General features: G+C 63.7%; 25 protein-coding genes. 7 read left to right on the forward strand and 18 right to left on the reverse strand.

Translation table 11 applies throughout. From position 1 onward, the window contains the following. Positions 1 to 7: 7 nt before the first annotated feature. From ACWGTO_RS23670 to ACWGTO_RS23690, 5 genes are all read right to left on the reverse strand, one after another. Entirely contained in the window at positions 8 to 346 is a 339-nt protein-coding gene (locus ACWGTO_RS23670) for an ArsR/SmtB family transcription factor (protein WP_454577211.1), read from the reverse strand. A gap of 158 nt (positions 347 to 504) precedes the next feature. Beyond that, entirely contained in the window at positions 505 to 1,275 is a 771-nt protein-coding gene (locus ACWGTO_RS23675; protein WP_454577290.1) for a HugZ family pyridoxamine 5'-phosphate oxidase, read from the reverse strand. 36 nt (positions 1,276 to 1,311) lie between these two features. Further along, positions 1,312 to 2,484, reverse strand: a complete 1,173-nt coding sequence (locus ACWGTO_RS23680) for a CaiB/BaiF CoA transferase family protein (protein WP_454577212.1) — start codon at positions 2,482 to 2,484, stop codon at positions 1,312 to 1,314. A 6-nt stretch (positions 2,485 to 2,490) separates the two neighbouring features. Continuing rightward, positions 2,491 to 3,252 (reverse strand): 3-hydroxyacyl-CoA dehydrogenase, encoded by a 762-nt coding sequence (locus ACWGTO_RS23685; RefSeq protein ID WP_454577213.1) that lies wholly within the window; start codon positions 3,250 to 3,252, stop codon positions 2,491 to 2,493. A 96-nt stretch (positions 3,253 to 3,348) separates the two neighbouring features. Beyond that, the gene (locus ACWGTO_RS23690) at positions 3,349 to 3,885 is read right to left on the reverse strand and encodes a GNAT family N-acetyltransferase (RefSeq protein ID WP_454577214.1); all 537 of its coding nucleotides are present in this window, start codon (positions 3,883 to 3,885) and stop codon (positions 3,349 to 3,351) included. Positions 3,886 to 4,157: 272 nt separating this feature from the next. Here ACWGTO_RS23690 and ACWGTO_RS23695 point away from each other — a divergent pair, with 272 nt between their 5' ends. Next, a complete protein-coding gene (locus tag ACWGTO_RS23695) occupies positions 4,158 to 5,144 on the forward strand; it encodes a glutathione S-transferase family protein (RefSeq protein WP_454577215.1) in 987 nt (328 codons plus the stop codon). 17 nt (positions 5,145 to 5,161) lie between these two features. On the opposite strand, the gene ACWGTO_RS23700 is transcribed toward ACWGTO_RS23695, so the two are convergent. Continuing rightward, on the reverse strand, positions 5,162 to 5,662 hold the full coding sequence (locus ACWGTO_RS23700; protein ID WP_454577291.1) for an NUDIX domain-containing protein: 501 nt from the start codon (positions 5,660 to 5,662) through the stop codon (positions 5,162 to 5,164). A 71-nt stretch (positions 5,663 to 5,733) separates the two neighbouring features. Between ACWGTO_RS23700 and ACWGTO_RS23705 the strand changes: the two genes are divergently transcribed. After that, complete coding sequence (locus tag ACWGTO_RS23705; RefSeq protein WP_454577292.1) at positions 5,734 to 6,669, forward strand: metallophosphoesterase family protein; 936 nt, start codon at positions 5,734 to 5,736, stop codon at positions 6,667 to 6,669. Here the strand turns inward: ACWGTO_RS23705 and ACWGTO_RS23710 are convergent. From ACWGTO_RS23710 to leuA, 4 genes are all read right to left on the reverse strand, one after another. After that, complete coding sequence (locus ACWGTO_RS23710; RefSeq protein WP_454577216.1) at positions 6,659 to 7,276, reverse strand: hypothetical protein; 618 nt, start codon at positions 7,274 to 7,276, stop codon at positions 6,659 to 6,661. The genes ACWGTO_RS23705 and ACWGTO_RS23710 overlap by 11 nt on opposite strands. Before the next feature lie 81 nt (positions 7,277 to 7,357). After that, positions 7,358 to 8,161 (reverse strand): alpha/beta fold hydrolase, encoded by an 804-nt coding sequence (locus ACWGTO_RS23715; RefSeq protein ID WP_454577217.1) that lies wholly within the window; start codon positions 8,159 to 8,161, stop codon positions 7,358 to 7,360. Between the two features lie 102 nt (positions 8,162 to 8,263). Next, complete coding sequence (locus ACWGTO_RS23720) at positions 8,264 to 10,033, reverse strand: tetratricopeptide repeat protein (protein ID WP_454577218.1); 1,770 nt, start codon at positions 10,031 to 10,033, stop codon at positions 8,264 to 8,266. 192 nt (positions 10,034 to 10,225) lie between these two features. Further along, positions 10,226 to 11,965, reverse strand: a complete 1,740-nt coding sequence (leuA, locus tag ACWGTO_RS23725) for a 2-isopropylmalate synthase (RefSeq protein WP_454577219.1) — start codon at positions 11,963 to 11,965, stop codon at positions 10,226 to 10,228. A gap of 417 nt (positions 11,966 to 12,382) precedes the next feature. Here leuA and ACWGTO_RS23730 point away from each other — a divergent pair, with 417 nt between their 5' ends. Genes ACWGTO_RS23730 through ACWGTO_RS23740 form a run of 3 tightly spaced genes read left to right on the forward strand, consistent with a single transcriptional unit; the run spans position 12,383 to position 14,642 of the window. After that, positions 12,383 to 13,546, forward strand: a complete 1,164-nt coding sequence (locus tag ACWGTO_RS23730) for an ATP-grasp domain-containing protein (RefSeq protein ID WP_454577220.1) — start codon at positions 12,383 to 12,385, stop codon at positions 13,544 to 13,546. Positions 13,547 to 13,551: 5 nt separating this feature from the next. Continuing rightward, entirely contained in the window at positions 13,552 to 14,328 is a 777-nt protein-coding gene (locus ACWGTO_RS23735) for an esterase family protein (RefSeq protein ID WP_454577293.1), read from the forward strand. Beyond that, entirely contained in the window at positions 14,328 to 14,642 is a 315-nt protein-coding gene (locus ACWGTO_RS23740; RefSeq protein ID WP_454577221.1) for a nuclear transport factor 2 family protein, read from the forward strand. The genes ACWGTO_RS23735 and ACWGTO_RS23740 overlap by 1 nt, the downstream gene beginning before the upstream one ends. Positions 14,643 to 14,648: 6 nt before the next feature. On the opposite strand, the gene ACWGTO_RS23745 is transcribed toward ACWGTO_RS23740, so the two are convergent. After that, positions 14,649 to 16,184 (reverse strand): MFS transporter, encoded by a 1,536-nt coding sequence (locus tag ACWGTO_RS23745; RefSeq protein ID WP_454577222.1) that lies wholly within the window; start codon positions 16,182 to 16,184, stop codon positions 14,649 to 14,651. A 148-nt stretch (positions 16,185 to 16,332) separates the two neighbouring features. Between ACWGTO_RS23745 and ACWGTO_RS23750 the strand changes: the two genes are divergently transcribed. Further along, positions 16,333 to 17,229, forward strand: coding sequence for a LysR family transcriptional regulator (locus tag ACWGTO_RS23750; protein ID WP_454577223.1), 897 nt, complete (start codon positions 16,333 to 16,335; stop codon positions 17,227 to 17,229). Positions 17,230 to 17,282: 53 nt separating this feature from the next. On the opposite strand, the gene ACWGTO_RS23755 is transcribed toward ACWGTO_RS23750, so the two are convergent. From ACWGTO_RS23755 to ACWGTO_RS23775, 5 genes are all read right to left on the reverse strand, one after another. After that, positions 17,283 to 18,035, reverse strand: coding sequence for an SDR family NAD(P)-dependent oxidoreductase (locus ACWGTO_RS23755; protein ID WP_454577294.1), 753 nt, complete (start codon positions 18,033 to 18,035; stop codon positions 17,283 to 17,285). 48 nt (positions 18,036 to 18,083) lie between these two features. After that, a complete protein-coding gene (locus ACWGTO_RS23760) occupies positions 18,084 to 19,172 on the reverse strand; it encodes an AbrB family transcriptional regulator (protein WP_454577224.1) in 1,089 nt (362 codons plus the stop codon). 76 nt (positions 19,173 to 19,248) lie between these two features. After that, entirely contained in the window at positions 19,249 to 19,557 is a 309-nt protein-coding gene (locus tag ACWGTO_RS23765) for a putative quinol monooxygenase (RefSeq protein WP_454577225.1), read from the reverse strand. A gap of 81 nt (positions 19,558 to 19,638) precedes the next feature. Continuing rightward, positions 19,639 to 20,418, reverse strand: coding sequence for an SDR family NAD(P)-dependent oxidoreductase (locus tag ACWGTO_RS23770; protein WP_454577226.1), 780 nt, complete (start codon positions 20,416 to 20,418; stop codon positions 19,639 to 19,641). A 74-nt stretch (positions 20,419 to 20,492) separates the two neighbouring features. Then, positions 20,493 to 20,921, reverse strand: a complete 429-nt coding sequence (locus ACWGTO_RS23775; protein WP_454577227.1) for a DsrE family protein — start codon at positions 20,919 to 20,921, stop codon at positions 20,493 to 20,495. Between the two features lie 101 nt (positions 20,922 to 21,022). On the opposite strand from ACWGTO_RS23775, the gene ACWGTO_RS23780 reads away from it, so the two are divergent. Further along, a complete protein-coding gene (locus ACWGTO_RS23780) occupies positions 21,023 to 22,126 on the forward strand; it encodes a hypothetical protein (RefSeq protein WP_454577228.1) in 1,104 nt (367 codons plus the stop codon). A gap of 238 nt (positions 22,127 to 22,364) precedes the next feature. Here ACWGTO_RS23780 and ACWGTO_RS23785 read toward each other — a convergent pair whose 3' ends face one another. Together ACWGTO_RS23785 and ACWGTO_RS23790 are read right to left on the reverse strand one after the other, a co-directional pair. Then, positions 22,365 to 23,312: a cation diffusion facilitator family transporter gene (locus ACWGTO_RS23785; RefSeq protein ID WP_454577229.1), complete on the reverse strand. Its 948-nt coding sequence runs from the start codon at positions 23,310 to 23,312 to the stop codon at positions 22,365 to 22,367. A 5-nt stretch (positions 23,313 to 23,317) separates the two neighbouring features. Further along, positions 23,318 to 25,522 (reverse strand): anthranilate synthase, encoded by a 2,205-nt coding sequence (locus ACWGTO_RS23790; RefSeq protein WP_454577230.1) that lies wholly within the window; start codon positions 25,520 to 25,522, stop codon positions 23,318 to 23,320. Between the last annotated feature and the right edge of the window lie 204 nt (positions 25,523 to 25,726).

The following is a 25,726-nucleotide window of genomic DNA, read 5'->3' on the forward strand; positions in this document are numbered from 1 at the left end:
CCGCAGGTCAAGTCCCGGCGCGGCGCAGACGCGTTGCCATCTGGGACAAGTCGCCTATCCCGAAAACGCCGTCCAGCATGCGCAACAGCTCGCGCACGGCTTCCGACTTGCAGGAATAGTAGATCATCTGCCGGTCGCGGCGGGTCTCGACAAGATCGAGCGCCCTGAGCTTGGCCAGATGCTGCGACAAAGCGGACTGACTGAGCACCACCTTTTCGGCGATGGCACCGACCGACATCTCACCGTCGGCCAGATAGCTCATGATCAAAAGCCGCTTTTCGTTGCCCATAAGGGTCAGAAATGTCGCCGCCGATTCGGCATTGGCGATTAGTTTGGTCGAGACCATGCCCCATGTTTCCCTGCTCATCCGAACGCTATGGGGGCAAATAGCGTTAGGTGCTATAATTCAGCGATGGATCGCGCTGCTGATTCAGCGTCGTATGAATCGTAGATGATTTCGCCCAAATCTCAAGACATGCTTTTGATTCATGACGATTATCCTTGCTAACCCTGCGTAGCCGGCGCACGTCCGGCCCTGGCCATGTCGACAAGGACGGGCCGCAGGTCGCGCGCAGTCTTCAATGGTTGCGGAAAATAGACCCGGCAAACGGCGTCGCCCGATGCCAGGTCCATGCCGTCGGCATCGAAGCCGGTCACGGTCCAGCCATCACCTTCGGCCCTGGCAAAATGACGCGCATAGACGGCGATCGCGTCGAGATGGTCGGCATTCATGTGGTCGAGGGCGGACTGTTCGCTGGCCGCCAGCTCGTCGACGATCGGCCCATCTGTGACGAGATCGGCACGGTCGAGCAGATAGGCCTTGCCGAAGCCGCCATTCAGGCTGGCGCGCTCAGGCTCGAGGCGGAAGATCGAGAAATCGCCGAGCCCGGAATAGAGCTTTGCCTTGGGATTGCGGTTGAGATAGCGCCGCTCGGCGCGGGCATGCGCGCTCGAGCCGCGCTCAAGCGGCCGGGCCCGGCAAACAAGCGTTATCCTGGGGTGCGCCAGCGGATCGCCCTTGCCGGGTTCGCCGACAAGCAGCGAGCAGCGTGGCTCGGCAAGGATCGCGCCGGTGTGGGCGGAGAGCGCCGAGACCAGGATCAGCGGCGCGCCGTCGGTGTCGGTGGCGACCCCCACCCTGGAGGCCAGCGGCGACCCGGTTTTCGGCTCGATCACCGCCAGGGCGCCGAAACGGGCGCTGCGAATCAAGGTGCCAGCCAGCCTGACCGCCTCGGCGTCCGTCGCGCGAATGACGTCCTTCTTCGGCTCGTCCAAGATGCTCACCGGATTAAGTTGATTTTCCTCGTCCAGTTATTGGCCAATCAGACCGGATTTGACAAGCGCTTTGATCTCATCAGCCGAAAAGCCGAAGCGCGTCAGCACGGCCTGCGGCCGCTGGTCATCATTGTCCGGCATGGTGGCAAGCGCCGGCTGTGAGGCCGAGAAGCGTGGCGCAGGCGCCGGGCGCTCAAGCGCGCCTGTCTTCACAAATGCGTGACGGGCGCTGACGTGTGGATGATCCCTGGCTTCGGTCAATGACAGGACCGGCGCGACGCAAGCGTCGCTTGCGGCAAACAGTGCATCCCAGTCGTCGCGTGTCTCCTGCCGGAAGCGGTCGGCAATGGCGGCGCGCATTTGGGGCCATAACGCCCTGTCGTACTGGCCGCGGATAAAATGCGCGTCGAGCGGCAGCAGGCTGGCGAATTCGGCGAAGAAGCGCGGCTCCAGGCACCCGACCGCGACATGACGTTGGTCCGCCGTCTCATAGGTGTCGTAGAAGGGCGCACCGGAATCGAGCAGGTTGGCGCCGCGCCGGTCGTTCCACAGACCGGCCGCCATGAAGGCGTGTATGGGCGCCGCCAGCATCGAAGCGCCTTCGACCATCGCCGCGTCCACCACCTGGCCTTTGCCGGAGCGCGAACGCTCAAACAGCGCGGCGAGCACGCCGGCGATCAGCATCATGGCGCCGCCGCCATTGTCGGCGATCAGGTTCAGCGGCGGCACCGGCCGGCCTTCCTCCCGGCCGATGGCATGCAGCACACCGGAATAGGCGAGGTAGGTGATGTCGTGGCCGGCGCGGCCTGCGAGCGGCCCGTCCTGGCCGAAGCCGGTCATGCGGCCGTAGATCAGCGCCGGGTTGCGCGCCAACGCGGCATCCGGGCCGAGGCCTAGCCGCTCCATGACACCGGGACGAAAGCCCTCGACCAGCAGATCGGCTTTCTCGACGAGACGCAGCACCAGCTCGATCCCCGATGATTGCTTGAGGTCGAGGCGCAGGATGGAGCGGCCGTGACGGTCGAGATTGTGCGCATCGGAGAGCGGCAGCAGCGGTTGGTCCGAACCTGAACGCTCGACGCGCAGCACCTCGGCGCCCATTTCCGACAGCATCAGCCCGGCCAACGGCACCGGCCCGAGCCCGGCCATCTCGATGATTTTGAGGCCGGCAAGGGGGCCGGTCTTCACCACCGCTGCGCCGGCCACCATGGCCGTCTATTTCGGCGCCATGCGGATCGCCCCGTCTAGGCGGATGGTTTCGCCGTTGAGCATCTGGTTTTCGACGATATGCAGGGCGAGCGCCGCATATTCGGACGGCTCGCCGAGACGAGACGGGAAAGGCACGGCAGCGCCAAGCGAATCCTGCACTTCCTGCGGCATGCCGGCCATCATCGGCGTCTTGAAGATGCCGGGTGCGATGGTGCAGACGCGAATGCCGGAACGCGCGAGATCGCGGGCGACCGGCAGCGTCATGCCAACGACGCCGCCCTTGGAGGCGGCGTAGGCGGCCTGGCCGATCTGGCCGTCATAGGCGGCCACCGATGCCGTATTGACGATGACGCCGCGCTCGCCGCCCTGCAGCGGCTCGAGTTTGGCGGCGCGGTCGGCGACGAGGCGGATCATGTTGAAGGTACCGATCAGATTGATCTCGATCACCTTGCGATACTGGTCGAGCGGGTGCGGACCGTCCTTGCCGATGGTTTTAACGCCGATGGCGATGCCGGCGCAGTTGACCAGGATGCGCGCCGGCCCAAGCCTTTTTTCCACTTCGGCGACCGCGGCCGCACCGCTTTCGGCGCTGCTGACGTCACATTGGATGGCCGTGCCGCCAATGTCGCCCGCCACCTTCGCCGCCCGGTCGATGCCGATATCGAAAATGGCGACGCGGGCGCCCTTGTCGGCCAGCGCGCGGGCGGTTGCCTCGCCGAGGCCGGAGCCGCCACCGGTTACGATCGCAATCTGGCCGTTCGGGTTCATGTGGCGTCCTCCGTGCTGTTCCTGATCATGCTACGGAGGTCGCCGGCATGGTGCAACCTGACCAGCTCAACCGAGGGGCCTCGATCGGCCGGGCGATCAGGCCATCACCGGCGCGGGCTCGGCAATCCTGGCGACACTGGCATGGCAGACCTCACCGGAGAGCCGCACCACCGCACCAGGCACGATTTCGTGCGAAAGCAGCCGGTCGAGGTCGACCGGGCGCGGCATGGAGATCTGGCCGCGCGGGATCTTCCTGAAGCCGAGCGGGCCATAATAGGGCTCGTCGCCGACCAGGATCACCGCGGGCGCGCCGGCCTTGGCGGCCGCTTCCAGCGCGATCGCCACCAGCCGGCGGCCGATGCCGAGATTCTTGAAGGCGGGCCGCACGGCAAGCGGCCCGAGCATCAGCGCGCGGCCGGCGCCGGCCGCAATGCGGGTCATGCGCACCGATGCAACGACGATGTCGCCATCGACGGCGACAAAGGACAGCGCGCGCTCATGGCCGCCGGCCTCGCGAATCTTGTAGGCGGCCAGCACAAAGCGGCCGGGGCCGAAGGCTTCGTCGTTGATGGCTTCGATTTCGGGGTCATGCGCCGGGGTTTCCGGCAGGTATTTCACGTCGGCAAGGCTCATGGTCTTCGCGGTCCGATATACGAGGAAGGTTGCTGCAAGCGGCAGCGTTCGCCAGTCAGCGCTTTCTAAGCGCGGGCGCCCTTTCGTCGTCGGTCAAACCGTATCGAGGCAAAGTCGAACATGCGGAGTGTCCGCTAGCATCAATTTCCGGCGGCTGCAATCGGCTGTTTTCATAAGCCGTTCCCGGCGAGTGACGCTCTGTTCAGCAGATAATGTCTTCGACATTGCCGCGTTACGCCTACATTGGCGAAACGCACGCAAGGAGATTTCGCATGGGATTGCTGGTCGAAGGCAAATGGCAGGACCGCCCGGCCAAGGTCGATAGCGGCGGCAGGTTCATCCGCGCCGAGGCGCAATGGCGCGACTGGATCACGCGCGACGGCATGCCGGCGCAAGGCCGCAGGCGCGGTTTCAAGGCCGAACCCGGCCGCTATCATCTTTATGTCTCGCTCGCCTGTCCGTGGGCGCATCGCACGCTGATCTTTCGCGCGCTGAAGAAGCTCGAAGACATCATCTCGGTTTCGGTCGTGCATCATTTCCTCGGCGCCGACGGCTGGACTTTTCTGGCTGAGGACGGGGCCACCGGCGACACGCTCTACGGCCTCGATTTCCTGCATCAGATCTACACCAAGGCCGATCCCGCCTATTCCGGCCGGGTGTCGGTGCCGGTGTTGTGGGACAAAAAGCAAGAGACCATCGTTTCCAACGAATCCGCCGAGATCATCCGCATGCTCAATTCCGCCTTCGACGAATGGGGCGATGCCAGCGTCGATTTCTACCCGCCGGCGCTGCGCGGCGAGATCGACAAGGTCAATGCGCTGGTCTATCCGGCCATCAACAATGGCGTCTACCGGGCCGGCTTTGCCACCACGCAAGTGGCCTATGAGGAAGCGTTTGGAGAGCTGTTCTCGGCACTCGACACGTTGGAGGAGAGGCTGTCAAACCAACGCTATCTCACCGGCGGCCGTATCACCGAGGCGGATTGGCGGCTGTTCACGACGCTGGTGCGTTTCGACCCGGTCTATGTCGGCCATTTCAAATGCAATCTGCGCCGCGTCGCCGACTACCCCAACCTGTCGAACTATCTGCGCGATCTCTACCAGGTGCCCGGCGTCGCCGGCACGGTCAACCTGCACCACATCAAGACGCATTATTACGGCAGCCACGAGAGCATCAACCCGACGCGCATCGTGCCGGTCGGGCCGGAACTCGATTATGCCGCGCCGCATGACCGGGCGCGGTTCAGGAAGGCGGCGTGAGCATCGGAACTGACAGGCTACCAGTACGGCGATACCGGCTCGCCCCCGAAAACCTCGGCGATCCGCCGCAACGTCGCCGGCGTCGTGCCTTGGGGCAAACGGTCGAGCGGGAAGAAGCCGGCTTCGGCGATCTCGTGGTCCGGCAGTTTCGGCGCCGTCTGGCTGAAGCTTTGGATCAGGTAGAGACCGACATGGTCGCGGCGGCTGGCGCGGCGGTTGAAATGCATCGATGTCAGCACCGGCGGGGCTGTCAGCACGATGTTACCTTCCTCTGCCAATTCGCGCGTCAGCGCTTCGCCAAGCGTCTCGCCGACCTCGACACCACCGCCCGGCAATTGCCAGCCGGGAACATAGGTATGGCGGATGAGGAAGACGGAGTTCGAAGCGCGGTCGTGGATCAAGCCGCGCACGCCAAGCGTCATCGGCCGCCGCAGCAGGAAATAGAGATGGAACAGCCTTGCCCTGAGGCCGGGCCAGCCAGTCTGGCGAAAGGCCTGCATCGGGTCCGATGTCGCCATCATCGGCGAAACTGTAAGCGGACAGGAAACAGTGAGTGGAAAGCGCGGGGCGCGTCGCCTATGAAGGAAGGATGTTCAGGCTGGCGCATATTTCCGATGTCCATCTGGGGCCGCTTCCCGGTGTAACCTATCGCGAACTCGCGTCCAAGCGCGTGGTCGGCTACGTCAACTGGCAGCGCAACCGCCGCCGCCATATGCACGACGCCGTCATCGACACCATTGTGGCAGATATGAAGGCGAGCGGTCCCGACCACCTCGCCGTCACCGGCGATTTGGTCAATCTGGCGCTCGACGGCGAGATCGAGATGGCCAAGCACTGGCTGGAGACGCTGGGCCCTCCGGAGGATGTCTCGGTGGTGCCGGGCAATCACGACGCCTATGTGCCGGGCGCCTTCGACAAGGTCTGCCGCTCCTGGGCGGCGTGGATGAGCGGCGACGACGTCACCGCGCCGATCGACCGCAACACATTTCCCTATCTGCGCGTGCGCGGCAACGTCGCGCTGATCGGGGTCTCGACGGCGCGCGCCACAGCACCCTTCATGGCCAACGGCTTCTTCCTCGAAGGCCAGGCGCAAAGGCTGGCCTCGGTGCTCGACGCCACGGCCAAACGCGGGCTGTTGCGGGTGATCATGATCCATCATCCGCCGGTGCGCGGCGCCGTCACCCAACAAAAGCGCCTGTTCGGCATCTCGCGCTTCCACAAGACCGTTCACCGGCATGGCGCCGAGCTGGTGCTGCATGGCCATTCGCACCTGCCGTCGCTGTTCTTCATCGGCGGACGCGGCACCAGGATTCCGGTTGTCGGCGTCGCCGCTGCCGGCCAGTCGCCAGGCAGCAAGAACCCGGCGGCGCAGTACAATCTGCTCGATATCGACGGCGAAAAGGGCAACTGGCGGATCCGGCTGACGCGGCGTGGCCTGACGGGGCCCGCGACGCCGCCGTCGGACCTGCAGGTGGTGGAACTCGGCGTCGATGCCGAAGCATCGAAATCGCTGATCAGAAGCTGATCTTCATCGCCATCAGGCGATCCCAGAACAGCGCGGCCGCCACCGCAAGGCCGACCAGCGCGCCGGCCGCGATCACGCCGAGGCCGGACAGGAAGGTCGACCAGCGCTTGCCGGGCGCGATTGCTTGCAAGGGTGGTTCGGCTTCCCGGACGGCAGCGCGGTTCAGGCCGGCGACGGCGGGCTCGACCCCGCCTTCCATCATGCGCTGGCGCTCGACGATGCGCTCCGCCACATAGCGCGTGACCTGATCGGCAACCGGTTTCATATCGGTCGATTCGGCAAGCACCACGCGGCCGATCCGGGTATCCCTGAGGAAGCGGTAGGTGCGGCGGTCGCGCCCCATGGCAACATGGCTGACGGCGTCGATCCACAGCCTCGGCTGCAGGCCCGACGAAACAACGAAGTCGAAATTGTCCATATCAGCGGGCACGTCGGCAAAGACCGGGGCAAGTTCGGCGGCAAGCAGATCCAGCCGCATGCGGTGCGCATCGCGCATGTCGACAACGATATCGTCGCGATCGGCAAAGGCGTTCTTTACGTCGCGAACGGCATCGGACAGTTTGCGCGACGGGGTTAAAGAGGTGAATTGCTCGTCGGAGTCCTTCATTATCCCTCGCTAATATGATTAATAGCGAGTTAACACAGCCGCCGGCAAAATGCACTGGCGAGATGCCGGAGCCAGTGAGGTTCAGCTCGCCGCGGCGCCGAGTCTCGGACGCACACGCCTGCCGCGGCGTGCCATGTTCCGGCGCACGGCCTGGGCGACCACCTCAGGCACTTCTTCAACCAGCATATGGCCGGCATCGAGCACGTGATGGATGTGAAAATGCGTCGGCAGGCCATCAGCCTGAGTAAAGGGCAGCACCGGATCGTCCGTCCCCCAAACCACCATCACCGGCATGTCGAGTGTGTCGAGCTGTTCGCGGGGGATGACGCCCTGACACTCGTCCCTGATCATGCCGGCGGCGATCTCGACCAGCTTGCGCAACTGGCCGGGGCGACGGCGTACTTCCGCCAGGACGCCAACGATGCGTTCGGGCGGCAGGCTTTGCGGCCCCGACATCGCGGCAAGGCAGGCGCGGATTTCCCGTGTGTCGGCCGCCGCGGCGTAGCGGCGCAACAGCGGTCCGTTGATCTCCGGGCCAACACCGCCCGGCGCCAGAAGGGTCAGCGAGGCCATTGTCTCGGGCTCGGCCAATGCCATCAGGGCAGCTACCGCACCACCCATCGAATGACCGATGACATGCACCCGTCCTATCCCGCGCTCGGCCAGATCGGCCAGAACTGCTCGCGCCGCCGTCTTGGCCGGACCGCCGCCGGGGAAATCGAGCGACAGTCCGTGTCCCGGAAGATCGTAGGCCAGTGTTCTGATGCCGGGCGCCAGCGTCGCGGTCACCTCGCGCCAGATGTCATGGCAACCGCCGAAGCCATGCAGCAGGACGACCGTCTTCGGCCCTGCGCCCCGCTCGGCAACATAGAGGGATGAGACCATGAAAAATGTATGATTGTTGCTAGGTAGGACAGGAAATGCTGGATTGGGGCTGGATTGCTCCCAGTCCAGACCGATGGCCAGTAAAATTTTCGCGATCCGATATCAGCTGGCGTTGCCGAGGCCCGCGGCGTGCAACGCCTCGACCAGCCGGTCTGTCAGATCGCCGGGATATTTCCGTTCGGCGAAAGCCGCACGCGGGTCAGCGGCGAATTTCGGGAATTTGGTGTTCAGCTCATCCAGAAGCTTGGCCGCCAGCTGCTCGCGGCCGGCCGCCTTGGCGCCGATCAGCCGCGCCGCCAGATAATGCGATTTCATCGCCGTCGTGCGCAGCGACTCGCTGGCGATCGCGGCCTTGTTCATGTCGCCCAGCATGAATTGTCCGGCGAAGAGACCGTAATCCCACCATGTCGGATGGCCACTGAACGTCTCGACGGCATGAGCCAGGATCGGTGTTCCCTCGGCATAATTGCCGGCAAAGATCAGACCATAACCGTAAGCGGCAGCCATGCTGAGGTCGTATGGGTTGAGCTGATAAGCCTTGCGCATCCAGCGGATTGCTTCCTCGGTGTTGCCAAGGCGTGAGTAAAGGTAGCCGTACGCGCGGTGCGCATAGGGGCTGGTCGGCCCCATCTGGATGGCGCGATGTGCAAAAGACATCGCCTGTTCGACCGTCGCGCCAGGCGGATAGGCGTAGTGATCGGTCGCAGCCTCGAGATGGAGCGATGCCAGTTCCGAATACACGAGCGACGATTTCGCGCCCTGGCTTGCAAGGTTTTCCAGGCAGCGATAGGCGGCCTCGTGAGTCTTGGTGCTCTGGTCGAGATAGTACCTGTCGTTGAGGATCAGGCAGCTCGTCAGACCTGTCTGGACGCCGTTCTGTTCGATGTAGCCGTAGAGCGGGCCGGAGGCGGGAATGGTCGAGCTGAGGATGGCAGCGATCCGATCCTCGACGGCGCCAGGTGCGCTGTCGGCCGACGTCAGATTGCGGGACAAAAGCACACGACCGGTTGCCACGCTCTGCAGTTCGAGCGTCACGTCACCTGCCATGGGCCCGGGCAGGACATCGAAAACGAAGCTGGTCGGGTCGGTGCTTGGATCGCGCTTGCTGTCGGCGTCGCGGCCGATGAAGTCGATGGTGTCGAAACCGGCAAGACCGGCGCGCAGCGAGGCGGCGACGCGGCCAGCTTCGGGGCCGGTGGCCTTCACGGCGATGTAGACGAGGGGCAGCGCCTCCATCGGCGGCGATGCGATGCTGCTCGTTGCGCCCGCGGTCTCGACCGCCGCCGCCGGATCGCTGCCGGCAAGCAGTGCGCCGCTACCCTGGCGCAGGATGAGCACGCCCAGCATGAGGATGACCAGTGTCATGGCGACCCAGAAGAACTGGAGGTGGCGGGCTAGTGAAGGCCCCGGCTCTGTGATCGCCGAGGCCGTCGTTGGGAGCGCGGCACGAGAGGCCTGGTCAGGCGACCCGGGCAAGGCGGCTACCGCCTGCGCCAGCGCCACCGGCTCGTGCCCAACCGGCAGGCGTATGGCGTTGAGTTCATAGGACGGCACGTAGCCACCGCGCGGAATGGCAATGCGGACCGGTTCGGCTACGCCTTCATTGGCGAAATAATGCTGGAGGAGTTCGCGAAGCCTGCCTGCCTGCACTCGGACCACGGCATCGGTCGACGAATCAAAATCGCCGTCCTTGCCGAAGACATCCATGGCGATGGAGAAACCCTTGAGCCTGTCGGCTTCGCCGGCTTGCTCGCGCTCCACAAGATAGCGCAGCAACTTGCGTGCGCGCTCGGAACGTCCGAACGTTTCGCTGGCGAGTAGTCGCTCCAGTGTCTCGCGCACTGCGGGGGCGGCAGGCGTGGCATGCTGCAAGTGTCGATCCTCTCGAAGTCGGCACAGGTTGAGGCGCAATCATATAGAGCCTGCACTTCCATACAAGCTTGCTTATGTTATGCGATCGCGTACCGCACCGGATAATTGCTGATGGTTAACACGAGAAAACCGGTATTTCCCCGGCAAATGGGGGATTTCCGGGCGCCGCGGATACGGCGCCCGGCGGGAAAATCAGCCAGCCTTGCGCCCGATGATACGGTTGGCAGCCGAAACAACGGCTTCCAGAGAGGCGGCGACAATGTTGGTATTGATGCCGGCGCCGAACAGTTTGCCGCCGGGATATTCCATCTCGACATAGGAGATTGCCGAGGCGTTCGAACCGCGCTGGAGCGAATGCTCGGAATAATCAAGCACTGACATGTCGACGCCGACATGGCGCGACAGCGCATCGACGAAGCCGTCGATCGGGCCGGTGCCGGAGCCGGTGATGGTCGTCTCCTTGCCGTTGTCGAGGATCAGCGCCTCGACCACGCGCCGGCCCTTTTTCTCGGTGTCGGGATAGGTGTGGTGGTCGATGAATTTCAGCCGCGCGCCAGGCTGGTCGACATAGGTCTCGAGGAAGCGATCATGGATGCGCTTTGCCGGCACTTCCTTGCCTTCCGCGTCTGTGATCGCCTGGATCTCCTGGCTGAACTCGATCTGCAGGTTGCGTGGCAGATTGAGGCCGTAATCGGCCTGCAGCACATAGGCGATGCCGCCCTTGCCTGACTGCGAGTTGATGCGGATGATCGCCTCGTAGCTGCGCCCGACATCGGCCGGATCGATCGGCAGATAGGGCACTTCCCATACCGGCGTGTTGGCCTTCTTCAGCGCCTTCATGCCCTTGTTGATGGCGTCCTGGTGTGAGCCGGAAAAGGCGGTGTAGACCAGTTCGCCGACATAGGGATGGCGCTCGGGGATCTTCAGCTGGTTGGAATATTCGTAGACGTCCTTCATCCGGTTGATGTCGGAGCAATCCAGATGGGGATCGACGCCTTGCGTGTACATGTTGAGCGCCAGGGTGACGATGTCGACATTGCCGGTGCGCTCGCCATTGCCGAACAGCGTACCTTCGACGCGGTCCGCACCCGCCATCAGGCCGAGCTCGGTGGTGGCGATGCCGGTGCCGCGATCATTGTGCGGGTGCAGCGAAATCAACAGGTTATCGCGATTGTCGAGGTTGCGGCACATCCATTCGATGCGGTCGGCATAGATGTTGGGCGTCGACATTTCGACCGTCGACGGCAGGTTGATGATCAGCTTGTTGTCGGGCGTCGGCCTCACGATCTCGGTGACGGCGTTGCAGATCTCCAGCGCGACTTCGAGTTCGGTGCCGGTAAAGCTCTCGGGCGAGTATTCGAAGCGGTAGCCGCCGCCGGCCTTGGCCGCCATGTCGGTGATCATCTTGGCCGCGTCGGTGGCGATGCGCTTGATGCCGCCGACGTCTTTCTCGAAGACGACGCGGCGCTGCAACTCGCTGGTCGAATTATAGAAATGCACAATCGGATTGGTGGCGCCCTTCAGCGCCTCGAAGGTGCGGGTGATGAGTTCGGGACGGCACTGCACCAGCACCTGCAGCGAGACATCGGCCGGCACATTGCCTTGTTCGATGCACCAACGGGCGAAATCGAAGTCGGTCTGCGAGGCCGAGGGGAAGCCGATCTCGATCTCCTTGAAGCCCATGTCGAGCAGCAGCGCGAACATGCGCGCCTTGCGCTCATGGCCCATCGGATCGATCAGCGCCTGGTTGCCGTCGCGCAAATCGACAGAGCACCAGATCGGCGCCTTGTCGATGACCTTGTTGGGCCATGTGCGGTCGGTGAGGCCGACGGTCGGATAGGGTTGGTATTTGCGGGCGGCGTCCGCCATGTGGCCCGCCGCGCGTTTTGCGCTTTCGGCTTCGCCGGATCGGATTTCTTCTCGTGCGTTCATCGTCGTTTCTCCCGGCGGCTCGCGGATCGGTCTTCGGACGGATTGGTGGCGAGCAGCGCCTTACCAGATTTTCGTTCGCTTGATGTGAAGTGCCAATTTGAAACTGGCCAAGGAGCGTGCGCGTAAGCGGCGGTTCGACCGCCGGGCGCTCCTTCAGCGAACCCGGCGATCGCCGATAAGGCCGAGAAGAAGCAGGGTCGATGCCAGCGCGCGAACGGTCTCGCCGGCAAAGCCGGTCGGACGGGAGGCGACGGAGGTCTGGCGCGTGTTCATGGCGGATTTCATACAGGAGCGGCCATGGACAGGCAAGTGGCTGCCATTTCCACCGCACCCGAGCGGTCTTCCCCATGCGCGGCAAATGCGCCAAACTTGTGTGTCGCCGAGGTCGCAATGCTTCGCTGTCGAGAGGGGTCATCCATGAATTTCGTTTTCTTCTCGCCGCATTTTCCCGCCAACGGCGCCGATTTCTGCGACCGGCTGAAGAAGGCCGGCGCCACGGTGCTGGGCATTGGCGATGCGCCCTTCGATGCGCTGGACGGAAAGCTGAAGGCGGCACTGTCGGAATATTACCGCATTGCCGACATGGAGGATTATGATCCGGTGTTCCGGGCGATGGGCCATTTCATCCACAAATGGGGCCGCATCGACCGCTTCGAGTCGCTCAACGAGCACTGGCTGGAACTCGAGGCCAACATCCGCACCGACTTCAACATCTACGGCACCAAGCTCGATTTCGTGAAGAATCTGAAGCGCAAGAGCCGCATGCGCGCCTTCTTCCGCAAGAGCGGCGTCGACACAATAGCGCAGCGCAAATGCTCCGATCGGGCAGGCGCCATGACCTTCATCCGTCGCGTCGGCTATCCCGTGGTGGTGAAGCCCGATTCCGGGTCCGGTGCCTCGAACACCTTCAAGATTTCCAACGCCAAAGAGCTCGACCAGTTCTTCCGGGACAAGCCCGAGGATGTGACCTTCGTCATGGAACAGTTCATCGAGGGCCTGGTGGTCACCTTCGACGGGCTGGTCAACCGGGACGGCGAGGTGGTGCTTGCGGCCAGCCACCGCTACGACCAGAGCGTCATGGAGGTGGTCAACAAGGACCGCCACATGAGCTACACCTGCTTTCCCAGGATCAGTCCAGCGGTGGAGGAGGCAGGCCGGAAAATCCTGAAGGCGTTCGACGTGCGCGAGCGCTTCTTCCACATCGAGCTGTTCGAAACCAAGGACCGCGTCATCGCGCTGGAGGTCAATATGCGCCCGCCGGGCGCCTGGATGACCGATGCGATCAACTACACGTTCGACATCGATGTCTATGCGGCGTGGGCCGACATGGTGGTCAAGGATGCCGCGGGCGGACCCTATGAGGGCAAGTATTTCACCGCCTATGCCAGCCGCAAGCAGCACCTCCACTATTTGCACAGCCATGAGGACGTGCTAGCCGCGCATCGCGACAAGATCGTCCACCATTCGCCGATAGAAAAGGTTTTCAGCCGCGCCATGGGAAATTACGCCTACCAGATGCGCTCGAAGGACGAGAGAGCGCTACGCGAGGCCGTCGCCTACATCCACGCGGAAAAGGCGTGAACGCGATGGACATTTCCTATCACAAGCATTTCGCCCGCAATCTCGGCCGCGACATGGAATACAAGCGCTACGGCCATGCCGGCCGGCCGGTGGTGGTGTTCCCGACCTCGCAGGGGCGGTTCTATCAGTTCGAGGATTCCGGCGGGGTGGGTGCGCTCTCCGAATTCATCGACACCGGCCGCATCCAGCTGTTCGCGGTCGACGGTATCGATTCGGAATCCTTCTTCAACAAGCACGCCGACGCTGCCCACCGCATTGGTCGCCACGAGGCCTATTTCCGCTATGTCCGCGAGGAGGCGCTGCCGGAGTTTCTGGCCACCGCCGAGCAAGCCAATGGCGGGCGCAAATTGAAGCCGCTGTTCACCGGCTGCTCGATGGGCGGCTACCATTCCTCGAATTTCGTCTTTCGTTTTCCCGAACTCGCCAGCGGCGTCATCGCGCTGTCGGGCGTCTATTCGGCGCGCGACTTCTTCGGCAAGGCGCTGGAAGGCGACATCTTCTACAACTCGCCGCTCGACTATCTGCCCGGCATCGTCGATCCGAAACTGCTTGCCCGGCTGAAGGCGCTCAGGCTGATCTTCTGTTGCGGGCAGGGCGCCTGGGAGGAGCGGATGCTGGTCGAGACGCGCAGGCTGGAACAGATCCTGCGCGACAAATCGATTCCCGCCTGGGTCGATTATTGGGGTGGCGACGTCAGCCATGACTGGCCGTGGTGGCACAAGCAACTGGTCTATTTCTTCGGTCGCTGGCTGGATGAGGATCTGATGCATAGATTGGATTGATGACCACACCCGATCCCATCCGCCGCTTCGTCGAGGCCACCAATAAAGGTGACACCGAAGCGTTTCTCGACACGTTCGCAGCAGATGCCTCCCTGATCGACTGGGGTAGATCATTCCATGGCCGCGAGCAGATTGCGCGCTGGAACCAGTCGGACAATATCGGCGTGAAGTCCAATCTCCGCATTGTCCGTATCGCCGAGGCGCAAGGCAGCTATCATGTCCGCATCGCCGTCAAAGGCGAGGGCTTCAACGGCGAGGGGGACATGGTCTTCACGCTGGACGGCGACCGTATAGCGAGTCTCGTCATCAGCTGAGTTCGCCTATCCTTCCTGGCATACCGGCAGCGGAACGGTTTCGTGCTCTACCGTCGATCCGCGGCGCAGGCCGAGGAAGACAACAAGGGCAGTGACGATGGTGATTGCCGCCAGCACAATCAGCAGCCTGTCGAAGGCCGTCTCGTAGGCCTGGATCAGGGTCGTGGCTCCGGCTCCCGGCAAGCGGGCTGCCGCTTCGCCGACATTGCCGGTCACCAGCAGCTGCGCGGGGGCGGTTGCACTGAGGGAAGACGCTGTTCCCTGGGCCGCCAGTTGCGCTGCAGTGAAACCCGACAGGACAGCCATGACGATGGCCAGCGCCACGCCCTCGCAGGCGACGCGGGTGGTGTTGAAGATGCCGACCGCCATGCCGGCGCGCTCCTTTGGCACGACGCTGACGGCAAGCCCGTCCATCAGCCCCCAGGGCAGGGCGATGCCGACGCCGATCAGCATAAGCGGCGCCACCAGCGCGATGGCGACCGGCGGTATCAGGCTCAGCCAGACAAGGCCGGCGGCGGCAATCAGCAGGCCCACGCCGCAGATCGTCGCCGGCGCGACCCGGCGTGCGAGTTGACCGGCGAGCAGAGGCAGGATCAGCAACGGTCCCGACAGGCAGATCATCAATTGCCCGGCCTTGATCTCGCTCATCCCTTCGATGCCGATGAAGCGGATCGGCAACAGAACGAGCAGGACGACGAAGCCATAGGCTGGTGCCGCCGCGAGGAACTGCACGCCGACGAAGCGGGGAAAGCGGAACAGCGAGAGATCGAGCATCGGCCGGCGCACGCGCCGCTCGATGATGACGAAGGCGGTAAAGAAGAGGGCGGCCACGCCAAGCAGCCCGATGACGAGCGGATCGGTCCAGCCGCTCTGCGGCGCCTGTAACATGCCATCGGTCAGCGATGCCAGCGCGATCGTGAAGGTGCCGGCTCCCGGCCAGTCGAGGCCGGTCGCATCCGGGTCGCGTGATTCCTTGATGCTGCGAAGGCCGAGCAGGGCAGCTGCAATCGCAAGCGCTGTAACCAGAAGGAAGATCGACCGCCAGCCGAAGGCATCGATCAGCAGGCCCGACGCGATCGGTCCGAAGGCGAGGCCGATGCCGAAACTGGTGCCGAGGAAGGAGAAGGCGCGCAGCCGCAATTGCCCCTCGAATTCCTGGGCAAGCGCCGAGGCGCCGCCAGCGAAGGCAGCGGCACTGCCCAGCCCTTGGGCGGCCCGAAGTGTGTCGAACCAGACGATGTCAGGCGCCAGCATCGCGCCCAGCGTGGCCAGGACATAAAGGCCGAGGCCAACAATGAACATCCGCTTGCGGCCGTGACTGTCGGCGAGCGCGCCTAGCGCCATCAGGGTGGCGCCGAAGGTCAGCATGAAGGCGTTCGTCACCCAGTTGAGGGTGATCGGGCTGCCGCCGAGATCGGCCGCAATTCGCGAAAGTGCGACGGCCGGGCCGGTGAAGGTCAAGGGCATGGTCATGGCGGCAAGGCATACCGACAGCAGGACGAGCCATGGCGCGGCTGCGCCGTTTTTGGTCTTGGAAGTCATGGGTTTTCCTATCTGAAGCAGGATCCGCCGGCCTGCCGCTGGGAGCGCGGCGCCGGTCGTGAGGAGAAGATAGGCCGGCGACATTTCCAGAAGAATAGTATTTAATCTCCATGTATATCGGACTAAAACGCTCGAATTGGGAAGCGCGATGGAACGCCTCAACAGCCTTCTGGCCTTTGCTCGCACGGCCGAGTTCGGCAGCTTCATCGCTGCCGGCCGAACGCTCGGTATCTCGGCATCGGCCGTCGGCAAGAGCGTCGCCAGGCTCGAGCAGGACCTCGGCGTGCGGCTGCTACAGCGCAGCACGCGCCGTGTCGGGCTGACCGAGGAGGGAAAGCTGTTCAATGAGCGGGTGCGGCGCATCCTCGACGACATCGACGATGCCGAGGCCATGCTGTCGCGAACGCGGGAAACGCCGCATGGGCGGCTGCGTGTTTCGACGCCGATCGTGACCTATCACCTGCTGTTGCCGGTGCTGTCGGAGTTCATGGCGCTCTATCCCGAAATCGAACTCGACATCGACTTCAACGACCGCATCGTCGACCTCATCGACGAAGGCGTCGACATCGCGATCCGCAGCGGCGAGCTGCCGGATTCCCGTCTGGTAGCGCGGCCGCTTGCGCCTTTCCGGCTGCTGTTGTGCGCGGCACCTTCCTATATCGAACAGCACGGCACCCCGAGCGGACCGGACGATCTGATGAACCACTACGGCATACGCTTCCGGTTTCCCAACAGCGGCAAGCTACAAGGCTGGCCGTTCATTGGCGGCAGTGCCGAGCCGCAGGTCCGTTCGATGCTGACCTGCAACAATACCGAGGCGCTGAAGGGCGCCACGATGGCCGGCCTCGGCATCAGCTCGATGCCCGATTTCCTGGTTCGCGAAGCGCTTCGCGACGGCAAGCTGCTGACTGTTCTCGATGACCATGTCGACGGCCGCGGCCAGTTCCGCTTGCTGTGGCCGTCCAACCGCCATTTGTCGCCGAAGGTTCGTGCGTTCGTCGATTTCCTCCCCGACCGGCTTGCCGCGACGCTGAGCGGCTCGTAGTCCTTCGCAGCGCCGATGGCGACGACGAAAGATAGCGAGGAATACCGCTGCTATCAGTAAGTGGCGCGGCCGCCGGACAGGTCGAACGTCGCGCCAGTGGTGAAGGAATTTTCGTCCGACAGCATGAAGGCGATCATGGCGGCCGCCTCTTCGACTTCGACGAAGCGGCCACGCGGCACCTTGCCCAGCATGTAGGTGACCTGGGCCTCGGTCAGCTGTTCGAGGATGCGGGTGCGGGCCGGCGACGGCGTCAGCGCGTTGACGGCGATGTCGTGGCCGGCCAGTTCCTTGCCGAGCGATTTGGTCAGCGCAAGCACGCCCGCCTTGGCGGCGGAATAGGCGGCGGCGTTGGGATTGCCTTCCTTGCCGGCCACCGAGGCGACGTTGACGATGCGGCCGTAATTGCGCGCGATCATGCCGGGCACCAGGCGCTTGCAGCAGTAGAAAACGCCGTTGAGGTCGATGTCGATGATCTCGCGCCAGGCGGCGGGATCATAATCCACCACGGTCGCCGCCGGCCCGGCGATGCCGGCATTGTTGACGAGCAGGTCGGCGGGGCCGAGCAAGCGCTCGGTTTCGGTCGCGGCGCGATCGACGGCCTCGATCAACGATTGATCGCACAGCAAAGCCTCAATCCGACCGAGCGGGCCGAGTTCGGCGACGGCGTTCTTCATCGCAGCCTGGTCGACATCCCAGATGGCGACGCTGGCGCCCGACGACAACAGGCGTCGCGCGACCGCGAGGCCGATGCCTTGCGCGCCCCCGGTCACCACCGCGACACGGCCTGAGAGATCGACGGCATTCATGCGACGGTTCATGGGCAATTTCCTCTTCCCGGATCTTTGAATTCGTATTCAGTCCCTGACGGCGCTCGCCACCAGCCGCGCTATGCTCGGCCCGGCGATGAGCACGACCAGGAAGCGGGCCGACTGCAGCGCCATGACGAAGGAGATGTCGACGTTCTGCGCGGCGGCGGCGATGATGGCGACGCTGTCCATGCCGCCGGGGCTGGTTGCGAGATAAGCGGTCAGCGGATCGATGCCGAGGACATGGCTGATCAGCCAGGCCATCCCGCCGCAGAAGGCTATCAGCACGACAATTGAGGCGACGATCTGCGGTAGCGCCCGTGTGGCATGGCGCAGGATCGCCCGAGTGAAGTTCAGGCCGATCGACCAGCCGACCATGCCGTAACTCAGCGCCAGCAACCATTGCGGCAGCTGCATCGTCACGCCAAAGCCGAGATGGACGATGGTGCCGAAAATGAAGGTGCCGAGGAAGAAGGGTGAGGGCAGCCGGCAAAGCCGGCCGGCCAGAGCACCGACGAGCGCCACGCCGAGCGTGGCGGCAAAGGCCGTGGGTTCGATAGCCGGGAACCAGACGATGGCGGGCACCTCGATGCCAGACGTGTCGACCCACATCTTGGCGACCAGGGCTGCCGTCATCGAGACGAAGATGACGCGCAAATACTGCATGAAGGCGACGAGGCGCTGGTCGGCGCCGAAAGCGCCGGCCATCAGCACCATGGCGGTGGCCGCACCCGGCGACGAGCCCCAGACCGCTGTCGTGCCGGGCAGCACGCGCCAGCGGCTGATCAGCCAGCCGAGCAGGCTGGACGCCGCAAGGGTAGCCAGCACCACGATGAGGAACAGCGGCCATTCCTTGTAGAAGACCGAAAAGATGTCGGCCGAGATCGACGCCGCGACCAGGCAGCCGACCACGGCCTGGGCGGAGGCAAAGACGGGGCGCGGCACGCGCACGGTGGCGCCATTGGTGCCGGCAAGGATCGCCGCCAGCATCGGGCCGATCAGCAGGGCGGCGGGCAGTGCGGCGTATTCCAGCGCGCCAGCGAACAGCAGCGAGAAGATCAGCAACACCAGCCACTGCCGAAGCGGACGCATGCGCGTCATGCGTTCGATGGCCGGCTGTTCTGGCGAGGAATCCATTTCAGGTCTTAGACTTGGAGAAGAATGATGCGAAGCCCGCCGAGGAAAACTCGAAAACCGCGTTTGCTTTCGAACATCACTCGTTCTTGACGGCGGGCAGGCCGAAACCCCCGACCGGATGGGTCTCGATCTGGAACTCGAAGCCGGAGATGAAAGGCCGCGCCTTGGCGATCGCCGCCTGGACTTCGGGCAGTTGCAGCGATGCCTTGTGGCTGGCCTGATCGGTCCACACTTCGGTGACCCAGATCGCGTCGGCGTCGGCCGGGTCGGTGGCGATGATGTAGCTCAGGCAGCCGGGGAGGGCGCCGGTGCTCTCGCGCAAAACGCCCATCATCGCGTCGCGCTGGCCGCGCGCCGCCCGCATCTTGCCGATCAGTCCGTACATTGCCTTACGTCTCCCCTTCAAACCTCAGCAAATTTCCACACGACATGCATAGGTTGCGAGACGCAGTATGCAATTGCCCGGTCAAGGCATCAACTGGCCACCGTTCACCTCGATCACCTGGCCGGTGATGTAGCCGCTCAGGAGATCGGAAGACAGGAAGAGATAGGCGCCGACGCAGTCTTCAGCGGTGCCGGCGCGTCCTTGCGGAATGGTGGCGACCATGCCCTTCATCTGTTCGTCGGTGGAATAGCGCTCGTGGAAGGGCGTCGCGATCGTGCCGGGCGCCACCGCGTTGACGCGGATGCCGAAAGAGATCAGCTCCTTGGCCATGCCGCGGGTGACGTTGGAGACGAAGGCCTTGGCCGAGCCATAGAGACCAGCGCCGCCACCAGCGCCATTGCGCGCGGCGATCGACGAGGTGTTGACGATGAAGCCGCCCTGTTTCTTCAGCCACGGCATCGCCTTGCGTGACGCCGTCAGCACCGAGCGGGCGTTGAGATCCATCACCGCGTCGTAATGCGCCTCGGTCTGCTCGGCATAGGGCACGCGGCCAAGCATGCCGCCGGCATTGTTGACCAGCCCGTCGAGCCGGCCGAAATGCTCAGCGCTCTCCTCTACGACGCGCTCGACATCGGGGGCAGCTGAGAAATCGCCCTGTGTCAGGAACACCTCGCCGCCGCCGTCGCGGATGGTCTTGGCCAGCTTCTCGGCCGCCTCGCGGCTCGAGTTATAGTGCAGCGCGACACGGCTCTTTTGCGCGGCATAGGCAAGTGCCAGGGCAGCGCCTATGCCGGTCGAGGCGCCGGTGACCAGCACCGCCTTGCCGGCAAGATCGGGGATGACGAGGGTGGCCGCGGTCATGAGCACTTTTCCTTCGGGATGTCAGGCCTCCCTTCGTAGGCTCTCATGGCCTTCACGTTCAAGCCCGTGGCGGCTCAGGGCCTGAGATAGGCGTAGCCCTGACGTTGCAGTTCGGCGAGCTTGACGACGCCGCCCTTGTCAGCGGCGTGGAAGCCGTCGAGCAGGTCGGCAAGGGTGATCTCCATGCCTTTCATGGTGTTGCCGCAAGCATGCGGCTCGAGCCCTTGGCCGACAAGGCCGGCGAAGCGGCCCGAAATCGCCGCCGATATGCCCTTCGACTTGAAGGCGGCAAGGGCAGGGCCATGCACGACCAGCACGATTTCCACATTGCCGCCGGTGCCATCATAGTGGTTCTTGATGTTGCCGAGCACAAAATTGACCTTGTCGACGTCGCTGAGGTGATAGGCCACCTTTGGCTTTTCTTCGGCTGCTGCCGCCTGGTTCAACCCGAACAGGCCGGCAGCGCCGGCAAGGCTGGCCCGGAACATGTCGCGTCGGCGCATGGCATTCTCCCCCGCTTGACGCTCACCGCAAATTGCGTGGCTGTGGCCACGATACTAGCATAAATTGACGTTACGTCCTGTCGATGCGAGGAGGGGGTCCAATGGCATTCAGGGTAGGGGAAGGGAAGAGATTTGTCGGCACCGGATTTGGAATTGCGCTGCTCGGTTTGCTGGCCGGCACCGCCGTCGCCGACGACGCGCTAAAACTGGCTGAACTCAGCCCGAACGGCGCCGATGCCTGTTTCGGCCGGGTCTATGACGCAGCCCACCTCAAGGCACATCCGAAGCAGAAGGTGGCGCGGATATTCTTCCTGTATGGCCATGATCCGGTGAGCCGTCCGAATGAGGAGCCGACGGCAAACGCCGATACCTCCTACAATGGTTTTCTCACCACCACCGTGCGCGGCGCCAAGACGCCGCAATGGGCCGGCGGCTGGTGCAATCATGAGTCGGAGGACGGCAAATCAGGCCCGATCCGCTGCGGCATGGACTGCGACCGCACCATGGCCTCGCTGAAGCTCGACGACAAAGGCCGCCTGATCCTCACCGATGTGTCTTCCGATCTTTATCTCGATGCAGGATCGGAAGACGAACTGGGCGAGGCTGAATATGACAGGCAGGCGCTGGGCTCAGAAGACGACAATTTCCGCCTCGACCCGATGCCGGTCGCGACCTGCAAGGCCGAGTTCGCGCGTATTGACCCGATCGATCCGGCGCTCGGCGCTCCGTTGCGCGAACGGCTGAAGCCGGACCAGCCCTTCTGCTTCGGGCGCGACTACGATGCCGCGCATCTCTCTTCGCATCCCGATCAGGTGACGCAGTCGATCCGCGTCTTCCGCGGGCCGGTCGAACTGGCGTTCTTCGCTGCGGGCGGCGATGTCACCAACTGGCCGGACGGCGCCGACATCGCCGTTACGGTGACGACCAGGAAGAACGGGGCCAGGGTCACGCAGACCTATTCCTGCCAGGGCGAAGCGGACCAATGGCGCTGCGCGGCCAGCGCGAAGATGAGCAATTTTGCTTGCGATATCGCGCAGAAGGAAATCTTCCTCAAGCGCGGCGCTAACGGCACCATGATGCTGGCGAACCCCAACAGCAGCCTGGCGATTGTCGATCTGTGCTCGAAGGCGGCGGACGGCAAGACGAAGTCGGACGACAAGGTCTACCGGCTGGAGGCCATGCCGCAGTCGGCTTGTTCACCATAAACCGCGCTTCGTCATTCTATGGCGGAGCAAGGAGCGAAGCGACGCAGCGCAGACCGTAGAATCCATGCCGTGACGCATGAGCACTGCTGCGGTGCAGAATTCAGCGCCGCTGCACCATTCGGCTGAGGTCATGGCATGGATTCTAGGTCTCCGCGACGGAGCTTCGCTCCTGCCTCGCCCTAGAATGACGCAGTTGTGTGGGCTTCGGCTAATTTTCCAAGTCGTGCAGGAAGTCACCTTATGCGAACGGCCCCGCCGTCGTGCCCTTCGGCAGCTTCGCCTCGTCGTCCGGTTCGACATGGATGGTGACGCGCACGGACGGGATTTCGGCTTTCAGCGCGTCCTCGATGCGGTCGCAGATGACGTGGCTGGCGCCGACCGTCATGTCGGCGTCTACGACCAGATGGAACTCGATGAAAGTGGCGCGGCCGGCGATGCGGGTCTTGAGGTCGTGAACCTCCAGCGCGCCCTTGCAGTTGGCCGAGATGATGTCGCGGATGTGCATGTGCTCCTTCTGATCGACGGCTCTGTCCATCAGCCCGTTCATCGACGAGCCGATGACGTGCCAGCCCTGCCACAGGATGTTGAGCGCAACGAGGACGGCAAGTGCTGGGTCGAGGATCTGCCAGCCGGTCAGGATTGCCCCGACGAGGCCGCCGAACACGCCGATCGAGGTCACCACATCGGTCATGATGTGCTTGCCGTCGGCAACCAGCGCCGGTGATTTCGCAGCCCTGCCGGCGCGGATCAGCGTCCAGGCCCAGAAGGCGTTGATGACGGTGGCAACGCCGTTGATCGCAAGGCCTTCCCAAGGCTGTTCGAGTGGCGCCGGCGTCTGCCAGGAGCGCCAGACCTCGTTGAGGATCAACAGTGCTGCAAGCACGATCAGCACGCCTTCCAGCACAGCCGAGAAATACTCGGCCTTGTGGTGGCCGAACGGATGGTCCTGGTCGGCCGGCTTGTAGCTGACCTGGATCGCCCAATAGGCGGCGGCCGAGGCAATGACGTTGACGATCGATTCCAGTGCGTCCGAATAGAGTGCGACCGAGCCGGTGATGTACCAGGCGGCAAGCTTGAGCGCGAGGACGACAAAGGCAACAATGATCGACCAGAAGGCAAGGCTGGCGATCCTTTGCCTGGCCGCTGCCTTAGCTGCGATCGCCGCCATGTTGTCCGTTGCCGCCATCGGAGCTAAGCGGCCTTTTCCTTGGCCTTGCGCGGCAGATGGGCGACGATGTTCTCGATGATGCGCATGCCGGCATTGTGGCCGAGCGTCATGATCGATTCCGGGTGGAACTGCACGGCGGCGATGGGCTCCTTGCGGTGCTCGAAGGCCATGATGACACCGTCCTCTGTCTCGGCGGTGACAACGAAGCCGTCGGGCAGCCGTACCGGATCGGCAAAGATCGAGTGGTAGCGGCCGACGGTGACTTCCTTGGGCAGGCCGGAGAAGATGATGCCGGGCTTGGAGACGCGGATTCGCGACGGCTTGCCGTGCATCGGCACATGCAACTGCCTCAGTTCCCCGCCATAGGCCTCGGCCAGCGCCTGCAGACCGAGGCAGACGCCGAAGATCGGCAGGTCGCGGGCCCTGGCCTTCTTGATGGTCGCGGCGCAATCGAAATCCTTCGGTGTGCCCGGGCCGGGCGACAGCACGACGAGATCCGGCTTCAGCCGCTCGAACACTTCCTCCGGCACTGGCGTGCGCACGGTCGAGACATTGGCGCCGGTCTGGCGGAAATAGTTGGCCAGCGTGTGGACGAAGGAGTCCTCGTGGTCGACGAGCAGGATGTTGACGCCGTCGCCGACGCGCGCGGTGGCGCGTTCGGTGCCGGCGGCATTGCCTGATTTGGCGTCGCGGATGGCGGAGAGCATGGCGGATGCCTTCAGTTCGGTTTCGGCTTCTTCTTCCTCGGGGATGCTGTCGAAGAGCAGCGTGGCGCCGGCGCGCACCTCGGCGATGCCGTCCTTGATGCGGATCGTGCGCAAGGTGAGGCCGGTGTTCATGTCGCCGTTGAAATTGACCATGCCGATGGCGCCGCCATACCAGGCGCGCGGGCTCTTCTCGTTCTGCTCGATGAAGCGCATGGCCCACAGTTTCGGCGCGCCAGTGACGGTGACCGCCCAGGCATGCGACAGGAAGGCGTCGAAGGCGTCCATGCCCTCACGCAAACGGCCTTCAATGTGATCCACCGTGTGGATCAGGCGCGAATACATCTCGATCTGGCGGCGGCCGATAACGCGCACCGAGCCCGGATCGCAGACACGCGACTTGTCGTTGCGGTCGACGTCCGAGCACATGGTCAGCTCGGATTCGTCCTTCTTGGAGTTGAGCAGTTTCAGGATCTGCTCACTGTCGGAAATGGCGTCGTCGCCGCGCTTGATGGTTCCGGAGATTGGGCAGGTCTCGACGCGACGGCCGTTGACGCGCACGAACATTTCGGGTGAGGCACCGATCAGATACTCGTTTTCGCCGAGATTGATGAAGAAGGAATAGGGCGACGGGTTGATCGACTTCAGCTTGCGCGAAATCTCCGAAGGCTGCGTCTCGCAGCGCTCGTAGAACATCTGCCCGGGCACGACCTCGAACAGGTCGCCGCGCTTGAAGGAGTCCATCGCCTTGCGCACCAGATTGGCATATTCGCCCGGCTCATGGTCGCCGCGCGGTGGGATGCGGTCAGCGGTCTTGAACGGCTCGGCGATTTCGTCGCGCGGCAGTCCCTCTGTCGAAAAACCCTCGCCGGAATAGTCGTAGCGATCGGTCCAGGCCTTGGTCGAATAATGGTCGACGACCAGGATCTCGTCGGGCAGGAACAGCACGAGGTCGCGCTGGCTCTGCTTGCGGTCCAGCTTGTAGTCGACCGGATCGAACTGGAAGGCGAGGTCGTAGCCGAAGGCGCCGTAAAGGCCGAGATTGGCGTCTTCCTCGGTCTTGAACAGAGCGGTGATGGCGCGCAGCACGGTGAAGACGGAGGGAACGCGGCTGCGCTCTTCCTCGGTGAAGACCCGGCCGGGCTTGGCGACGTCGAGGCGGATCAGCTTTTTCGAGCTTTCGGTGATAGTGACTTCGCTCAAGCTGGCGAGCACCTTGCCGATCAGCGGCAACAGCACCTCGCCTCGGCTGTTCAGCGCCTCGATGCGCATGGCGCGGCCGCGCGCCGAGATCACCAGCGGCGGGTCGATGATGGCCGTATCCCAGCGCGTGTAGCGGCCGGGATACTCATAATTCGAGGAAAACACAGCACCGCGGCGCGAATTCAGCCCGTCGACATAGGCGTCGATCGCGCCGGCATAGGGCTTGTCGTGGCGCTCGCGGGTGATGGTGACGCCACCCCCGGTCACGAAGCGTTCAGCGCCGTTTTCCAGAACCTTTATCGTCGTCATTGCCGTCTCCATCTGGCTTGTTGGGCAACGGACCCGGAACTGGCTTTGAAAAAACAAATGGCCGCCCGGACATTCCGTTGCGGCCACCTTCTATTTTCACGCGCACGCGTTCGAACAGGCCGCTGTCAGCGAGCCCACCACCAAACGGTCTTGATCGAACGCATGTTCATGGGCGAAATCCATAGCGGCGAAAAGCCGGATGCGCAACAGGTTTGA

The organism is Mesorhizobium sp. PL10, assembly GCF_053714315.1.

Coding starts and splice junctions, on each gene's coding strand:
- ACWGTO_RS23775 (WP_454577227.1), bottom strand. CDS start 20,921: ATGCGCCGACGCGACATGTTCCGGGCCAGCCTTGCCGGCGCTGCCGGC.
- ACWGTO_RS23740 (WP_454577221.1), top strand. CDS start 14,328: ATGACCACACCCGATCCCATCCGCCGCTTCGTCGAGGCCACCAATAAA.
- ACWGTO_RS23750 (WP_454577223.1), top strand. CDS start 16,333: ATGGAACGCCTCAACAGCCTTCTGGCCTTTGCTCGCACGGCCGAGTTC.
- ACWGTO_RS23760 (WP_454577224.1), bottom strand. CDS start 19,172: ATGGATTCCTCGCCAGAACAGCCGGCCATCGAACGCATGACGCGCATG.
- ACWGTO_RS23790 (WP_454577230.1), bottom strand. CDS start 25,522: ATGGAGACGGCAATGACGACGATAAAGGTTCTGGAAAACGGCGCTGAA.
- ACWGTO_RS23730 (WP_454577220.1), top strand. CDS start 12,383: ATGAATTTCGTTTTCTTCTCGCCGCATTTTCCCGCCAACGGCGCCGAT.
- ACWGTO_RS23785 (WP_454577229.1), bottom strand. CDS start 23,312: ATGGCGGCAACGGACAACATGGCGGCGATCGCAGCTAAGGCAGCGGCC.
- ACWGTO_RS23715 (WP_454577217.1), bottom strand. CDS start 8,161: ATGGTCTCATCCCTCTATGTTGCCGAGCGGGGCGCAGGGCCGAAGACG.
- ACWGTO_RS23685 (WP_454577213.1), bottom strand. CDS start 3,252: ATGAACCCGAACGGCCAGATTGCGATCGTAACCGGTGGCGGCTCCGGC.
- ACWGTO_RS23690 (WP_454577214.1), bottom strand. CDS start 3,885: ATGAGCCTTGCCGACGTGAAATACCTGCCGGAAACCCCGGCGCATGAC.
- ACWGTO_RS23735 (WP_454577293.1), top strand. CDS start 13,552: ATGGACATTTCCTATCACAAGCATTTCGCCCGCAATCTCGGCCGCGAC.
- ACWGTO_RS23765 (WP_454577225.1), bottom strand. CDS start 19,557: ATGTACGGACTGATCGGCAAGATGCGGGCGGCGCGCGGCCAGCGCGAC.
- ACWGTO_RS23680 (WP_454577212.1), bottom strand. CDS start 2,484: ATGGTGGCCGGCGCAGCGGTGGTGAAGACCGGCCCCCTTGCCGGCCTC.
- ACWGTO_RS23755 (WP_454577294.1), bottom strand. CDS start 18,035: ATGAATGCCGTCGATCTCTCAGGCCGTGTCGCGGTGGTGACCGGGGGC.
- ACWGTO_RS23770 (WP_454577226.1), bottom strand. CDS start 20,418: ATGACCGCGGCCACCCTCGTCATCCCCGATCTTGCCGGCAAGGCGGTG.
- ACWGTO_RS23705 (WP_454577292.1), top strand. CDS start 5,734: ATGTTCAGGCTGGCGCATATTTCCGATGTCCATCTGGGGCCGCTTCCC.
- leuA (WP_454577219.1), bottom strand. CDS start 11,965: ATGAACGCACGAGAAGAAATCCGATCCGGCGAAGCCGAAAGCGCAAAA.
- ACWGTO_RS23745 (WP_454577222.1), bottom strand. CDS start 16,184: ATGACTTCCAAGACCAAAAACGGCGCAGCCGCGCCATGGCTCGTCCTG.
- ACWGTO_RS23700 (WP_454577291.1), bottom strand. CDS start 5,662: ATGGCGACATCGGACCCGATGCAGGCCTTTCGCCAGACTGGCTGGCCC.
- ACWGTO_RS23670 (WP_454577211.1), bottom strand. CDS start 346: ATGGTCTCGACCAAACTAATCGCCAATGCCGAATCGGCGGCGACATTT.
- ACWGTO_RS23780 (WP_454577228.1), top strand. CDS start 21,023: ATGGCATTCAGGGTAGGGGAAGGGAAGAGATTTGTCGGCACCGGATTT.
- ACWGTO_RS23695 (WP_454577215.1), top strand. CDS start 4,158: ATGGGATTGCTGGTCGAAGGCAAATGGCAGGACCGCCCGGCCAAGGTC.
- ACWGTO_RS23710 (WP_454577216.1), bottom strand. CDS start 7,276: ATGAAGGACTCCGACGAGCAATTCACCTCTTTAACCCCGTCGCGCAAA.